General features: G+C 47.2%; 11 protein-coding genes. 6 read left to right on the top strand and 5 right to left on the bottom strand.

Annotation, left to right across the window (positions count from 1 at the left end; genetic code table 11):
• The first annotated feature begins 17 nt into the window (after nt 1-17).
• Nucleotides 18-284 carry a hypothetical protein gene (locus ACOJUN_RS17200; RefSeq protein WP_422133142.1) on the top strand — a complete coding sequence of 89 codons (267 nt, stop codon included), beginning with the start codon at nt 18-20 and terminating at the stop codon, nt 282-284.
• Here the strand turns inward: ACOJUN_RS17200 and ACOJUN_RS17195 are convergent, their stop codons facing one another.
• Nucleotides 285-1,742: a sigma-54 dependent transcriptional regulator gene (locus ACOJUN_RS17195; RefSeq protein ID WP_422133141.1), complete on the bottom strand. Its 1,458-nt coding sequence runs from the start codon at nt 1,740-1,742 to the stop codon at nt 285-287.
• A 365-nt stretch (nt 1,743-2,107) separates the two neighbouring features.
• On the opposite strand from ACOJUN_RS17195, the gene ACOJUN_RS17190 reads away from it, so the two are divergent.
• Nucleotides 2,108-3,205, top strand: a complete 1,098-nt coding sequence (locus ACOJUN_RS17190; protein WP_422133140.1) for a helix-turn-helix domain-containing protein — start codon at nt 2,108-2,110, stop codon at nt 3,203-3,205.
• 173 nt (nt 3,206-3,378) lie between these two features.
• On the opposite strand, the gene ACOJUN_RS17185 is transcribed toward ACOJUN_RS17190, so the two are convergent.
• On the bottom strand, nt 3,379-4,581 hold the full coding sequence (locus ACOJUN_RS17185) for an OprO/OprP family phosphate-selective porin (protein WP_422133139.1): 1,203 nt from the start codon (nt 4,579-4,581) through the stop codon (nt 3,379-3,381).
• 287 nt (nt 4,582-4,868) lie between these two features.
• Nucleotides 4,869-5,633, bottom strand: a complete 765-nt coding sequence (locus ACOJUN_RS17180; RefSeq protein WP_422133138.1) for a hypothetical protein — start codon at nt 5,631-5,633, stop codon at nt 4,869-4,871.
• Between the two features lie 614 nt (nt 5,634-6,247).
• On the opposite strand from ACOJUN_RS17180, the gene ACOJUN_RS17175 reads away from it, so the two are divergent.
• Nucleotides 6,248-7,417, top strand: coding sequence for a hypothetical protein (locus tag ACOJUN_RS17175; protein ID WP_422133137.1), 1,170 nt, complete (start codon nt 6,248-6,250; stop codon nt 7,415-7,417).
• A 158-nt stretch (nt 7,418-7,575) separates the two neighbouring features.
• Nucleotides 7,576-8,715: a hypothetical protein gene (locus ACOJUN_RS17170; RefSeq protein ID WP_422133136.1), complete on the top strand. Its 1,140-nt coding sequence runs from the start codon at nt 7,576-7,578 to the stop codon at nt 8,713-8,715.
• 37 nt (nt 8,716-8,752) lie between these two features.
• On the opposite strand, the gene ACOJUN_RS17165 is transcribed toward ACOJUN_RS17170, so the two are convergent.
• Together ACOJUN_RS17165 and hrpA are read right to left on the bottom strand one after the other, a co-directional pair.
• On the bottom strand, nt 8,753-9,061 hold the full coding sequence (locus ACOJUN_RS17165; RefSeq protein ID WP_422133135.1) for a hypothetical protein: 309 nt from the start codon (nt 9,059-9,061) through the stop codon (nt 8,753-8,755).
• Nucleotides 9,062-9,121: 60 nt separating this feature from the next.
• Nucleotides 9,122-13,141, bottom strand: a complete 4,020-nt coding sequence (hrpA, locus tag ACOJUN_RS17160; RefSeq protein ID WP_422133134.1) for an ATP-dependent RNA helicase HrpA — start codon at nt 13,139-13,141, stop codon at nt 9,122-9,124.
• A 344-nt stretch (nt 13,142-13,485) separates the two neighbouring features.
• On the opposite strand from hrpA, the gene ACOJUN_RS17155 reads away from it, so the two are divergent.
• Together ACOJUN_RS17155 and ACOJUN_RS17150 are read left to right on the top strand one after the other, a co-directional pair.
• Entirely contained in the window at nt 13,486-14,457 is a 972-nt protein-coding gene (locus ACOJUN_RS17155; protein WP_422133133.1) for an alpha/beta hydrolase, read from the top strand.
• Between the two features lie 94 nt (nt 14,458-14,551).
• Nucleotides 14,552-15,034, top strand: coding sequence for a MaoC family dehydratase (locus ACOJUN_RS17150; protein ID WP_422133132.1), 483 nt, complete (start codon nt 14,552-14,554; stop codon nt 15,032-15,034).
• Nucleotides 15,035-15,051 lie beyond the last annotated feature (17 nt).

Here is a 15,051-nt window from a genome sequence, read left to right as displayed (position 1 = left end):
AATAAAGTTAATTTCCAATGTTGGATAAAAACACTTTATCCAGAGATAAAAAACGTCAAAAATTTTATCTTCCTACTTGTTTGATAATTGATAAAACCGACTTACTTTTAGATAAAAAAGACAGCTACCAGGTAAAAATTTTCGGGATTCTAAAAATACAAAAACGGCCTCGTCTACTTTTTTTCAAAAGCAGACGAGGCCGTCATAAAATCGAACCTGGTAAGTTAAGACAAAAAAAATGGCTATCAGCTCACGCTGATAGCCATTTTTTTGAACCGATCTGATTAACGCATGGTCTCTTCATAACGATGAAGGCCATACTTTCTCATTTTCTCAACCAGTGTCGTCCGGCGAATCTGAAGTTTGTCAGCCGCTCTGGCCACAACGCTGTTGCAGTCACTCAGAGCTTGCTGGATCAGGCTTTTTTCCAGCCGTGTCAAAAATTCCTTCAGATTCAGGCCGCCCACAGGAAGAATCGCCAAATCATCGACTTTTCCGGTTCCTGCAGGTTGAATACTATCCGGGAACAGCTCGGCAACACCGTCATCATCAGTAATAGCTTCCATATGACGGAAATTCTGTGGCAGATCCTGAACACCTACGACACCGTAGGGATACATAATCGCCAGTCTTTCCAGCAAATTGGACATTTCCCTGACATTACCCGGCCAGTCATGACGGCATAGCGACATAATCGCAGCAGAACTCAGACGAATGGAGCCGCGACTCTGTTTTTCCATTGCACTGACCAGCTCGTTGAGAATCAGCGGAATATCTTCCGGACGATCCCTGAGAGCAGGCATTTCAATGGGGAATACATTCAGCCGGTAGTACAAGTCTTCCCTGAACTCACCGGACTCAATCATTTCAGAAAGGTTTTTATGAGTAGCCGCTATAATTCTGACGTCTACGGGAATCTGCTCGGATCCCCCCACCCTTTCAATAGTGCGCTCCTGCAAAACCCTGAGCAACTTAACCTGCATGTGCAGCGGCATATCACCAATTTCATCAAGAAACAGTGTGCCACCCTGTGCCAGTTCAAACCGCCCTTTTCTTGAGCTGACCGCACCGGTAAAAGAACCTTTCTCATGGCCAAACAGCTCACTTTCCAGCAATTCATTAGGAATAGCACCACAGTTTACCGGCACAAAAGGCATATCCCGACGATGGGAGTGGTCGTGCAGATTCCTGGCCACCAGCTCTTTGCCTGTTCCTGACTCACCGGTCACCATAACATTGACGTCACGGTCAGCCACCTGTGCCATGGAAGCGCGAACTTTGCGAACTTTGTCACTTTTACCCACCAGCCCACGGAACAGCTCTACTTGCTGATTCATACCTGTCTGGTGAAGTTGACGCCATTGTTCGCGATACACCTGACCATAATGCAGGCAAGAGAGCAACTGTGAACGATTGCAAGGCCAGTCGATACGGGCAATGACCTGCCTGCGGAGTGAAGATTGGAGGTTTTCCGGAAGGGGTTCGGCTATGCGAATGACGGGAACCCCGCCACTCCAGTTCTGTATACGGGCGATCATGCCCTGCATTGAGCTTTCTGCCTGGAGAAAATCGCCAAGAAAAAGCGCACAGAATCCTTCTTTGTTGGACTCGCTGATAGCATCTTCCCAGTAGGCGGAACTGACGGCCCTAGTACGATACCCCATAAATTCGATAACGGTACTTAGATCATGTCGCCGCTGTTGAGCGTCTTCTATGATCAATACCTGATCTGCTGCATCCATTGTAACGACTTTCCTTGTCATCAACGCAATGTAACAAACAGCTCTGAATAATATGAATTGCAATAAGCAAACTCTTATTCATTCATTTAAGGTCTAAAATTCTATTTCGTCAAATTTCTCGGCCACTTTAATTCATTTTTTGACTTTTTTATAAAAAATGACGTGAAATAGCCCTGTTCATCGATCATTTGCTGGAATAAACGGAGCGTTCTCTCCGTAAAACAGATAGTCTCATTCTCCACTGATCGAGTTGGTATTAATGAGCTTTCAGAAGAAAATAATGAAATCATGGTTTACCTGTTACAAGAAGCTGCATAAACGGTAACATAACCACTGTCGGGTATGGGCAGCCATCAGGAATTTGAATGCTGATTATCGAAACGCTTGGAGATATTGCCGCCATGCGGGAAAGTGTGGACGTGGAGTGTAAACTGGCACAGGGGCGGGATGGCAAAGGTGCTATCCCGAAAGACATGTGGGAAACCTACAGTGCTTTTGCCAATACCCAGGGCGGCGATATTTTTCTGGGCCTTGAAGAAAAATCGGGTCACCGATTTGTTCTGGAAGGTATTACCGACACCCCGAAAGTTCTGAAAGAGTTTTGGGATACCCTGAACAATCCACAGAAAGTCAGCACTTGTATTATTCGAGATCGTTGGGTCAAGGTTCTGGAGATTGAGGGGAAATCTCTCATCCAAATTCATGTCCCTCCCGCCAATCGTAAGCAAAAGCCAGTCTACATCAAAGGTAACCCCATGATCGGCACCTATCGTCGCTTTAACAGTGGTGATATGCAGGTGAGTGAAGAGATGGTTCGCCGGATGATGGCTGAGCAGGTTGAGGAGAGCCGGGATGCCGAAACCCTGGGGGAAGTAGTTTTTGATAAATTAGGCAAGCAAGAGCAGCTTATCCTGATTACTGCTCATATTGAAAAGACAGTGGATCATGCCAGAATGATGTCTATTCTGGATATTCACCCTCGAGACCTCTCGGCCCTGCTTGCCTCTCTTGTTGACAAAAAGCTTCTATATCAAGATGGTAGTGGTCGTGGAACAATTTATTTCACCGCCCAGGCTATGGCAGAAGATACGATGCTAGAACGGATTTTCGAAGGTATGGAGATGGAAAGATCCTGGTCTGAAGGCGAAAGGTCCGGAGCTTGGCCCGAAAGGTCCGGACCTTTAGAGAACCAGCTTTCGACTCTGGCAGAGCCTGTCGCTACAAAAAAGCGAGCCCCCAGCGAAGAGGTGCGCCAAGCCATCCTTAACTTGTGTGCGCTGCGAACATTACAACTGGAAGAACTGGAAAAACTGCTGAATCGAAGTGGAGAATCTCTGCGCAAAAAATACCTGCAACCATTGATCAAAGAGCACAAACTCAGGCTGATGTACCCCACCAGGCTCAACCACCCTCAACAGGCGTATATTACCGTTGGGTCAGTGATCGATAAGGAGTACAAATGATCACAGAAGATCAATTGGAACAGCTCTGTCCGGGCTGGTTCCAGAATCTCAATTATGACCATATATGCGGATAAGATATCCCCCCGGAGAACCGGCTGCAGAACATTTTGGCTTAGCCAAAAAGGCCCCGCAAAAGCAGGGCCAGGCTCACACACTAAGGAACTGAATGGGGATCAGAACACGTATTGCAGGCGGGATACGATAGCGCTTCCCTTATCATTTTCTATGTTTTCGTTGGTTTTGCCTTGAACATAGTTCAGGCTGGCGCGGATATTCCTGGTCGCAAAGTAGTTTACGCCCAGAGTAGTGGTTTTCAGTTCAAGATCATCACTCGCACTATCCTGGTCGATAGTCGCCTGAGTATAACGTGCGAACACTTCCCACTGACCACCGGTTGGCTTACCAAAAGCACCTTCTTTATAAGAACGCTTGCCACCGTCCAGCAGGTAAGAAACCTGTCCGTAGTAGCCTGAGACTTTTGCGTCGCTGTTAGCGTCTTTAGACTTCAAGTCTCTAACCGCATACTCACCCTGAAGCTGGAATGATTGGAACTGACCCGCCAACTCCAAAACATATTCAGAATCTTTATCAACGTTTGTGACTGTTACAGCACGGTCTGCACCTTTTTTAACGCCTAAGGAGGACTCTAAATCAACATTAGAACCACCATCCGGATTCTTGTTGTAATAGTTCAGACCCAGATGAAGCAGCATGTCATCATTCATGATGGGAGCATAGGTAGCACGCACGATATAGCTGGCAGTCCGTTCTACTTCCGGCTTATCTTCTTCAGCCTGTCCATCATGGTGAATGCCAAACACTGCGGTATAGTTATCACCACCGGTCGCTACCTGAATACCGTAGTCATTACCTTCATCGCCCTGCAGTAAGTCGTAGATCATTGGACGCTCGATCGCCATGATCCAGGAAGAACTCACGGTATTTTCCAGTCCATAATCACGACCCCAGCGACCCAGAGTCACTTCTACAGGTTTGAAGCCAACATAAGTGATCTTGGCATCATCCAGTTCGATTGAGTCGTCGCTTTTGGTTTTCAGCTTGAGCTTGTATTTCCAGTCGGTGTAAGCCTTACCACTGAAACCAATCTCGGCACGGCGAATATAGCCTTTACGGGCTTCAGCGTCATTACCAGTGTCTGCGACATAGAGATCATCAAGGCTTGCGTAGTCCCACTGCAGCTTGCCGCTTACCTTAAAGGAAAAGGCGCCGTCATCTGTTTTCAGCTGAAGACCACCGTTCTTGGTGCTGACGATAATATCTTCGCCTTCCGTCTTAACAACACCAGCGTGGGCAGAAGACAGGGTCAGACCTGCAGCAACAGCGGCTACTGCCAAAGAAACAGGTTTAAGTTTCATTCAAAACTCCATTTATATCGTGCTTTTGTATTTATTACTTGGCTCTAAAGAGCGATGTGTTGGCATTTTTTGTTATTCGCAGCCTGATAAGCCCTACCGCCTCCCCAGATTCCGGAGCACGGCTGCAAGACTCTCATGGCTGTTTTTTTGTTAACTGCGGGTGAGTATATTGGGCTGGAAATATTTCTTGGAGGTGACAGCAAAAAGAAGGTTTTATGACAGTACTGTTCACCTCCCATAAAAAGCAGGCATCACTATTCAAGAGCCTGGGACTATTCCTAAGCATGTCAGAATGCTCTTGCAGCAATAAGATACATTGAGACCAAAAAGGCAAATCCCGGCAGGTGATAGAGGGAGTTTGCTTCACTGATAAGGCGTTGCCTGAAGTTACCTGCATTGCCTACATTAACTGTCAGGGTCGATTTCCATGGCCTGACGCTGCCATACTCGGCTAATGCCTCAAACTGATAAACGTCACCATTTTGGTATTCGGGCTTGAGAATAACCAGGCGCTCGCCTGCATACTGACATAACCAGCTATCAACTATGGTTCCTTTATCGTTCAGCAGGCGGACCTTGCTGTTGGGCGCTTCACAAAGTGCCACCAGCGGGTGATTTGCTGCATCTGAAATATGTTCGGTTTGAGTCTGGTTGTAGCCGATCAGCCACACTAACTCAATGGATCGTGCCGGTGGATGATGATATCCGGCTGAAGTGGACTCAGCAGCCCCGGCAGTGGTCGCTTGAGTCACTGTTGTGGTATCAGCGACAGTGTCATCATAGGTCTCGGAAATAGTGGTAGGAACAGGAGTCGTCAACGGAGCAAGAGTCGTCACGCGACCAGGATCAGCAACAGGATCAGCAACAGGATCAGCAACAGGATTGGTTGCAGGACAAATATTTGACTTGGGATCATAGGGTCCACCGCAGTTGGGATCAGGATCAGCAAATGATTTACAGACATGAATCCTGATGCGCATATTATGTCTAAGACAGTTTCCACCTTCACGGCTATTGATTGAAGACTCAAGACCATTGGATGTGGATATCAAATAGTAATCTTTGCCCCCTTCAAATACCCCTGTAGAATCGAAATATTTTTCAAGAAAAAGCAGTGTCAAATAAGTCAAAGAATGAGGTTTATTACATAAAAAAAGCTCTGCCTTAGGATCATACTTTTTATCAACCCGACAGTTATCGTAGCTCGTTTTGTTCTCTACCAACCATATATTTTCGAACAGATTAGAGCTTTGTCGACTTTTAATACTTTTCCTTACAGCAATGTAAGAGTTTGGGCAAATAAACCTTATCTTTGAGTTTAAAGATACGTATAGAGTCGTATTCACCTCGTGCGAAAATAAATCCTTATAAAAAAAAATGCTTTCGTATTCATCTATCGCATAACACACCGGCAACAGGTTAAATAACAGTACGAACCCAAATAAAACAAGCTTCATGTTTTTTCCTCAATACAGCTCAAGGACAAAAATAGCAGAAATTCTTGCATACCCATGTCTTTTATCTTTTCGCTAAACGTTTACGAGTTCACCGAGTCTTTGATGCCCTGAAGAGCCTGCTCTTACGGAGGTTTGGTTATTTATCATGGCGTACAAGCCAATGTAGTGCTATAGAGTCCGGTGTTTTCAAAAAAGGTCAGGTGCCTGTTATGATCCGTCAGTATTTCCGCATTTCATGGAGGAATTGCATTGCAGCAAATTTGTTTGGAGTCGCCTTACTGCTACTTCTGTTTAAGGCTCAGGCGACTGATCACTACCCTTCAATATTTTGGATGGCCAGTGATTTTTCAAAGAATGAGAATAAAACTCTATTCGTAATACCTGAAGCAATAGTCTATTTTATTTGTGACAATACTCATATCTTTCTGAAGCCAGCAGTGCATCCTAAAAGCAAAAACGAACTGTATGATAACCTGTGGCTAGTTGATAAAGCCGACTATGAGCAATGCAAAGTGAATGTCAGCAAGCCCACAAGCAGGCGTTTGGAGCTGTGTCGAAAACCTTTTGAATTAAATACATACAGAGTAATTTTTAGAGAATACGGTGCTGGCAATCTCCCAGTCTATTTACCGGGTCAATTCTACTATTATATATCCACAGCAAATGGGGCTGAATCTTCACTCGGTGACCTTGAAGGCGGTCACTGCAGATCTCATAACATGCGCCTTGCCGTATATGTCTGTGAAACCCATGATGACCCCAAATGCACTGATAAAAAAACTGAAACAACGACTCATCCTGTAATAACCACTTACCCTTATTCTGAGACAAGCAATTACACTGAAACAACAAACTACACTGAAACAACAAACCACACTGAGACAGCGAATGTCACTCAGACAGGAAACTATTCTGAAGCAACGACTTACCCCGTGACAACAACTTACCCAACAACCATTCCAACGACGTACAGTCATTCAATTAAACAACCTTTCGAAATCATTTGGAGTGTTCGCTATAACGAGAATCAGAATCTGTATATTCACAGCACATCAGAGTTTCCAATCGTTGCACTGTGCGAAACTAACAGTGTCATTTACCGGTTGGGCGATGAAGGCGAATACATCAAGAGCTGGCCATGTCAGAATGGGGACCAGCATTTAGTTATTTTACAACCAGAATATAATAATGGTGACGTTTATATCTTTGAAGCCCTACCCGAACAACGGAGCTTGCAGGTACGGAAATCATCCCTGACCGTGAATATAGGAAGTGCAGATAACGTCAAATATCTTGCAAGTGAAGCAACCCCGTCTCCCGGTAAGCCAGCATTTGCTTTTCTGATTTCATTGTATGTTTTAACGGCAAGCGCATGGTAAAACACCATGCACTTGCAGGATACTGAGTCCACATCCTTCGACTCCGCTCAGGATGAACAAGAATCCTGATTCGCATATTATGGGTAAGACGGTCATGGCGCACAAGCCAATGTAGTGCTATACAGTGCGGTGTTTTCAAAAAAGGTCAGGTACCTGTTATGATCCGTCAGTATTTCCACATTTCATGGAGCAATTGCATTGTAGTGAACTTGTTTGGACTCGCCTTGCTGCTACTTCTGTTTAAAGCTCAAGCATCTACTTTCAACCCTTCAATATTTTGGATGGCCAGTAATTTCTCAAAGAATGAGAATAAAACCCTATTCGTAAGATCTGAATCAATAGTCTATTTTATTTGTGACAATACTCATCTCTTTCTGAAGCGGACAACGGGTTTTAAAACAGATAACGACCTATATGATAACCTGTGGCTAGTTGATAAAGCCGATTATGAGCAATGTAAAGTGGATGCCAGCAAGCCCACAAGCTGGCCCTTGAAGACATGTCGAAAACCCCTTCATTTCAGTTCACACAGGGAAGTTTTCAGGGAATACGGTACCGGTAAACCTGTCTATTTACCAGGTCATATCTACTATTATATATCCACAGCAAATGGGTCTGAATCTTCACTCAATAGCCTTGAAGGCGGTCATTGCAGATCTCATAACATGCGCCTTGCTGTGTATATCTGCAAAACCTATGGCCCCGAATGCATTAACGAAAAAACTGAAACAACCACTCATCCTGTAATAACCACTTACCCTGAACCAACGACTTATTCTGAGACAAGCAATTACACTGAAACAACAAACCACACTGAGACAGGGAACTATTCTGAAGCAACGACTTACCCCGTGGTAAAAACTTATCCAACAACCGTTCCAACGACGCATAGCCATTCAATTAAACAACCTTTTGAACTCGTTTGGAATGTTCGCTATAACGAGAGTCAGAATCTCTATATTTACAAGGAATCAGATTTTCCAATCGTTGCATTTTGCGAAGCCAACAGTGTCATTACCCGATTGGGTGACGAAGGTGAAGTCGTCAATAGCTGGCCATGTCAGAGTGGAGTTCATCATTTAGTTATTTTAAAACCAAAATATAATAACGGTGATGTTTATGTCTTTGAAGCATTTCCTGAGCAAGGAAGCGTGCAGGTATTGAAATCGATCCTGACCGTGAATATAGCAAGTGAGGGTAACCTTGAGTATCTTGTAAGTGACGCCATACCCTCTACTGGCAAGCCAGCATTCGCTTTTCTGATTTCAGTTTATCTTTTGACTGCAAGCGCATGGTGAAAACTATGCCCTTGCAGAATATTGACTGCAGAAGGTATTAATAGTCCTGCTCTGCGACGCTTTGATCATGATCAGAATCATCACTGTATTCGTCATCATCGTACTTGTCTTCATCGTACCTTTCTTCATCGAACCTTTCTTCATCAGCCTCATCCTCACCTTCTGAGTCAAAGTACGGGTCCGGATACTGAGTCGTTTCATTGTGATACAGATCTTCTGCGTCATAGCCGTGCTGCCCGGAGTCAGTATCATTTTGCTCTTCAAAAAGATCCATCTCATTGGCAACGGTAAAACCAAGCCCCAAAGCAGCCAGGATCAGAATAGCCCCCTTCAAAAGCTTTTTCATGGGTGTGGCCTCCCTGCCAAACTGTGTTTAACGACTTTCTCTGAAGGTTAACGACTTTTTTCAGACTTCCTGAACCTCCAGCCAGAGTTTCCTGAGGCGTTTGTCGGATACCGGGAAACGGGTTCCCAGTTTCTGGGCAAATAACGAGACGCGGTACTCTTCTAGCATCCAGCGATAAAGCATCAGGTTTTCATCAACAATTTTATGCTTCTCATGAATGGCTCTACGCTTTTCCCAGGCTTTGAAAAGGGTAGCCAGCTCCTCTGACCAGGCCCGGTCTTTATTGACCTGGGCAGGCAGTTTCTCCAGTCTTACCTCAATGCCTTCGAGGAACCTTGGATAGTGCCTGAGCCACTCAATGCCTGCATCACAGAGAAAACCGGGACAGATCAGCCGCCCCAGATGCTGTTTGATATCGGAAAGTGAAAATGCCCGATCAAAGGATATTTTGCCCTTCAGCTGCTTGCTGATGTTGTGAGTCTTCTGGAAAATCTCAAACAACAGGCCATCGACCTCTTCGGCAAAAGGCACCAGGTGACCTTTTCGATCTTCAATCAGAGCATTGAAAGCCGCTTCATCCCTCGGCCCATTATTCCCGGATAACAGGGCAGGATCTCGAACAAACACCTCCGAAATCACAAACGCCTGAAGGTCTTCCTCCAGTGCTCTGGCCTGCACGATGCCCGTGGTCAGCAGTTTCACCTGTTTCAGATGGTTCATTTTCGACAAGGCAAACTTCAGCTGTTTGGACAGCCTGAACTGAAGCAGACGAGTCACCCCCATACGGTGAGTCGCTTCAGCCATAGCTTTGTCTTCAAACAGTTTAACGGCCACAGAGCTGTTCTGATCCACCAGAGCCGGATAGCTTTTTAGCACCAGCCCCCCCACTTTGCGGGTTATCTCTTCCGGCAGTTCACCACAGCTCCAATCTTTCAAACCTTCCTGCTGTAATGAACTGTCCGTGAGTCTGCGCATACTGTCTTCAGACTCGCGACCAAACTTTTCTTTGAGCTTGATCAGATCACGGCCCTGCCCCAGCACCTTCCCGCTTTCATCCATCAGCCGAAAGTTCATCTGCAAATGATCGGGCAGATCATCAGTGTCCCAGTGCTCATCCAGAATGCGCATGCCGGACATACGATGCAGATGATGACCCAGAATATCGGTCAGTGGCTCATCGCAGATAGACATAGACTCCATAGCGCCCCGAACATAATCCGGTACCGGGACAAAGTTTTTGCGCACCGCCTTGGGCAAGGCTCGTACCAGGGCCACACACTTGTCGTAAAGCATACCCGGCACCAGCCATTCCAGCCGGTGTTTAGGCAATAGTCTCAGGGCCTGTACCGGTAATGTCAGCGTCACCCCATCATCCAGAGCACCTGGCTCAAAATGATACGACAGCGGCAATTCCAACCCTTCCCAGCGGAAAAGGTCGGGGTACTTGTTCTCGGTCACCTCATCAGCATCATGCCTCATCAGATACTCTTTGGTGAGGTACAACAGCTGAGCATCCTGTTTCTCAGCCTCTTTTCGCCACTTTTCAAAACCCGCTCCGTTGTGGAGATTGGCTGGCAGCTTCTCATCGTAGAATTGATAAAGAGTTTCCGGGTCGACCAGAATATCTCTGCGTCGAGACTTGGCTTCCAGTTCATCCACTTCCTGAATCAACGACAGGTTGTGAGACTGAAACTTGCCCTGTGAATGATAATGACCCTCTACCAGAGCTTCCCGGATAAAAATCTCACGGGATACCACGGGATCAATGGCGCCATAACCGACCCGACGACGACCGACAATAATCAGGCCGTATAAAGTCACCTGCTCAAAAGCCACCACCTGGGCTCTTTTCTTCTCCCAGTGGGGCTCAAAATAATTTCTTTTGATCAGATGACCCGCCAGCGGCTCAATCCACTGGGGCTCCACTTTGGCATTAGTGCGGGCATAGAGTCTGGAGGTTTCCACCAGCTCTGCCGTCATCAACCACTTGGGCTTGCGCTTATAAAGCGTTGAAGACGGGAACACATAAAAACGACGGTTACGTGCTCCCATATAATCTGCGTCGTCATCTTTGCTACCCAGGTGAGACAGCAAACCCGCCAGCAGGGATTTATGAATATCAGCGTAACTGGCCTCGTCTTCATTGGTTTTCAGACCGACTTCTTTGCAGGCCAGCGCTAATTGTCGATGCAGGTCCCGCCACTCTCGCATTCTCATAAACGACAGGAACTGTTGTTTGCAATATTTACGCAACTGGTTCTGGGACAGCGTCTGACGCTGTTCTTCATAGGTATTCCAGAGCTGTACCAGGCTCATAAAGTCGGAGTCGTCGTGATAATGTTCACGGTGTCGCTGATCGGCAGCCTGCTTTTTCTCTGCCGGACGCTCTCTTGGGTCCTGAATGGCCAGGGCACTGGTGATGACGAGCAATTCGCCAAGAGCACGGTTTTTATCCGCTTCCACCAGCATTCGAGCCATTCGGGGATCTACCGGCAATCTGGAGATCTGCTGTCCGATTCGAGTCATACGTCGTTTATCACTGACGGCACCCAGCTCCTGCAACAGCTTGAAACCGTCGTTGATCGCCCTGGCATCAGGTGCATCAACAAAAGGAAAGGCCGCAATATCACCCAGACCCAACCGCAGCATCTGCAAAATAACCGCCGCCAGATTGGTTCTGACAATTTCGGCATCGGTAAATTCAGGACGCCCCAGAAAGTCTTCTTCAGAATAAAGTCGGTAGCAAACACCCTCTGCTACACGACCACATCGCCCTTTTCGCTGATTGGCAGAAGCCTGGGATATCGGTTCAACAGGTAGCCGCTGAACTTTTGAACGGACACTGTAACGGCTGATTCTTGCCGTACCCGGGTCTATAACGTAGCGAATACCCGGCACGGTCAGGGAGGTTTCCGCTACATTGGTAGACAGGATCACTCTTCGACCGCCACCATGAGGCTGAAAGATGCGGTTCTGTTCTGCTGCAGACAGGCGGGCATAAAGGGGAAGAATCTCGGTATGAGCCAGCCGCGCATCCTTGAGGAATTTATTGGTTTCCCGGATTTCCCGTTCACCGCTGAGAAAGACCAGCACATTCCCCAGACGTCCGCCTTTGCCGGAACGTTCCAGATGCTCAATCTCCCGCAGACAGGATAATATACCCTGTTGAACTCTCAGGTCGGCATCCCGACCTTCCAGCTCCAGATCTTCCATGGGGCGATAATTGACTTCCACGGGATAGGTTCGGCCAGAAACCTCAATAACAGGCGCATTATCAAAATGTTTGGAGAAACGCTCAACATCAATGGTGGCCGAAGTAATAATCAACTTCAGGTCAGGTCGTTTGGGTAACAGAATTTTCAGATAACCCAGCAGGAAATCAATATTCAGACTGCGCTCATGGGCTTCATCAATAATGAGGGTATCGTAGCGGTTCAGAAAACGATCATTCTGAATCTCTGCCAGCAGAATACCGTCGGTCATCAGTTTAATCAGGGTGTTCTCATTACCGTGATCGCTGAATCGAACCTGATAACCTACCTGCTCTCCCACAGGCACTTTCAGCTCCTGCGCTATCCGGCTGGCGACTGATCGCGCGGCCAGTCTTCTCGGCTGGGTGTGACCTATCTGGCCAACAATACCCCGGCCAGCTTCCAGACAGATTTTCGGAATCTGAGTGGTTTTACCGGAACCTGTTTCGCCAGCAATAACAACCACCTGATGTTTTTCAATCGCCTTACGGATCTCATCACGACGGGCTACGACGGGCAGCGCCTCATCGTATTCAATGTCAGGCACAGCCTGTCGCCTTTCCTGAACTCTGCAAGTGGATCGATTGATTCTTTCCTGCAGCTTATCCATCGCTGTCTGGTCGCCGGTTTTCAGTCTCTGAATCTGCCTGCGAACAGGAAAACGATCCCTGAGCATGCACTGCTCCAGAGCGTCGTATAATGCTTTCTTGTTTAGCTGGCCGCCCTTTGCAGGGTCGCGCTCTGGGGAATGTTCGCTGGGCGATGACCTTTCTTGACGCTGGGTGGGCTCAGGGCTCTGGATAGGCTCAGGGCTGTTTCGGCCGGACACTCATATCTCCCGGAAAATGCATTTCAATCAAAACGCCCAATTATACTCGGTCCGGGCTCTGATATCCGATTTTCTTTCATACGCTTGCAGGGAATGAAGCGGCTTCTGAGAGTCATTCGCCAGAAGCGACGGGGTGTCGAAGATGATCATTTTTTCTGTTTTCCCGGTAGTGAGCCGGTAGAAAAAATCGTTAAACCATTTACTAATTGTTTCATTTTTGCCATAAAGTGTCCTCTGACTTTATAAGTCTTGAGCCGCCCTGTCTCGCCTGTCTTATAGAGGTACTAACCTGTAGTCATGGCTAAAGAGCAAAAATTCAACAATAACGAGAGCAGCTCCACGGCATGAAAATCTACACACTGAAAAGCGACGACCACAGCATTCCTCTCTATTGCTGGAATAACCTGCCTGAATGTGTGGACCGCAAAGGCATTGTTCACATCAGCCATGGCATGGCGGAATATGGACAGCGTTACCGCTCTTTTGCCTCAGAACTGAATCAGGCAGGCTACCTTGTCTTCGCCCATGATCATAGAGGGCATGGCGCTTGTATTGAGCAAGAGGGTGCAGGCTATTTCGCCGGGCAACGAGGCTGGCATAAAGTAGTGGATGATCTGGCAACCGTTGTTGAGTTTATTCAGAAAAAGTTTCCCAACGCCCCGCTGGTTCTCATGGGTCACAGTATGGGGAGCTATATCTTGCAGAGCTACCTGATCCATCACACTCCCAGGCTGGCTGGAGCTATTCTCTCTGGCTCAAATTATGCCCCCAGGCTGTTACTGGAAGTCGGCCTGCTGGTCGCCAAACTGGAATGCCTGAGACAGGGCAAGAAAGGCATAAGCCCCCTGATCAAACAACTAACCTTCTCCAGTTATAACCGCCGATTCAAGCCAAACCGTACTGAGTTTGACTGGCTCAGCAGAGACCCACAAGCGGTGGATGATTATATCTCCGATGAGCTCTGTGGTTTCTCCTGCAGCAATCAATTGTGGCACGACCTTTTCCAGGGTTTACTTCATATCGGGGCCACCCACCATCTTAAACAAATCGAATCGAAGCTGCCTTTTCTGGTCATGGGCGGTGAAAAAGATCCAGTCAGCGCTCCTTTGGGGCAACAGAAACTTACCAAAGCATTACGGAAAGCCGGTTTAAGAAATGTCACACTGAGCCTGTACCCTGAAGGCCGTCACGAAATGTTGAACGAAACGAATTCTCAGCAAGTGATAAAACGCTTGTTACAATGGATCAATCAAACAGTCATGAGTCAGGAATATTGCTCAGTGAATAATTCCGCCCCGGAGCTCACAGAGTCCTGATCGTAAAAAGCTTTTCGGGGCATTAATGGATTTGTCAGCCGGTAGTGTTTACTGCCGCCCTTTCTTGTTGTGTTGCCTTTAAGGGCCAATGATAATGCGTAAACTGGAAAACACCCCGTTTGATGAGCTAAAAATCGGGGATAAAGATACTCTGACCCGGACACTGACCGAGCAGGACCTGCTGCTGTTCGCCAAGGTTTCCGGCGATACCAATCCTGTGCATCTGGACAAGGATTATGCCGCCAAGACTCAGTTTGAGGGTCGTATTGCTCATGGAATGTGGACGTCATCCCTGATCTCCTGTGCCCTCGCCACCCGACTGCCCGGTCCCGGCGGCATTTACCTGTCACAGGAAGTGAAATTCATGCGTCCTGTCAAAATCGGTGACACGGTAACCGTTGAATTGGAAGTGATTGAGATTAATGAACGTCGCAAACGCGCCACTATCTCCACGAACGTAGTGAACCAGAACGGCAAAACGGTGGTCAAAGGCAAAGCGGAAGTCATGCCCGCTGTCGACAAAGTGGTGGTGGATGAATATCCATTACCCGATGTGGAGCTGATCAACAGAGCCTGATTATCCTGGAGCCGGGC

Source organism: Endozoicomonas sp. ALD040 (genome assembly GCF_049275945.1).
Taxonomy (GTDB): Bacteria; Pseudomonadota; Gammaproteobacteria; order Pseudomonadales; family Endozoicomonadaceae; genus Endozoicomonas_A.
This window is presented reverse-complemented; position numbering and strand designations above follow the sequence as displayed.

Excerpts from the sequence above, each read along its gene's own strand:
- ACOJUN_RS17190 (WP_422133140.1), top strand. The coding sequence starts at position 2,108 with ATGCTGATTATCGAAACGCTTGGAGATATTGCCGCCATGCGGGAAAGT.
- ACOJUN_RS17195 (WP_422133141.1), bottom strand. The coding sequence starts at position 1,742 with ATGGATGCAGCAGATCAGGTATTGATCATAGAAGACGCTCAACAGCGG.
- ACOJUN_RS17170 (WP_422133136.1), top strand. The coding sequence starts at position 7,576 with ATGATCCGTCAGTATTTCCACATTTCATGGAGCAATTGCATTGTAGTG.
- ACOJUN_RS17200 (WP_422133142.1), top strand. The coding sequence starts at position 18 with ATGTTGGATAAAAACACTTTATCCAGAGATAAAAAACGTCAAAAATTT.
- ACOJUN_RS17150 (WP_422133132.1), top strand. The coding sequence starts at position 14,552 with ATGCGTAAACTGGAAAACACCCCGTTTGATGAGCTAAAAATCGGGGAT.
- ACOJUN_RS17175 (WP_422133137.1), top strand. The coding sequence starts at position 6,248 with ATGATCCGTCAGTATTTCCGCATTTCATGGAGGAATTGCATTGCAGCA.
- ACOJUN_RS17185 (WP_422133139.1), bottom strand. The coding sequence starts at position 4,581 with ATGAAACTTAAACCTGTTTCTTTGGCAGTAGCCGCTGTTGCTGCAGGT.
- ACOJUN_RS17155 (WP_422133133.1), top strand. The coding sequence starts at position 13,486 with ATGAAAATCTACACACTGAAAAGCGACGACCACAGCATTCCTCTCTAT.
- ACOJUN_RS17165 (WP_422133135.1), bottom strand. The coding sequence starts at position 9,061 with ATGAAAAAGCTTTTGAAGGGGGCTATTCTGATCCTGGCTGCTTTGGGG.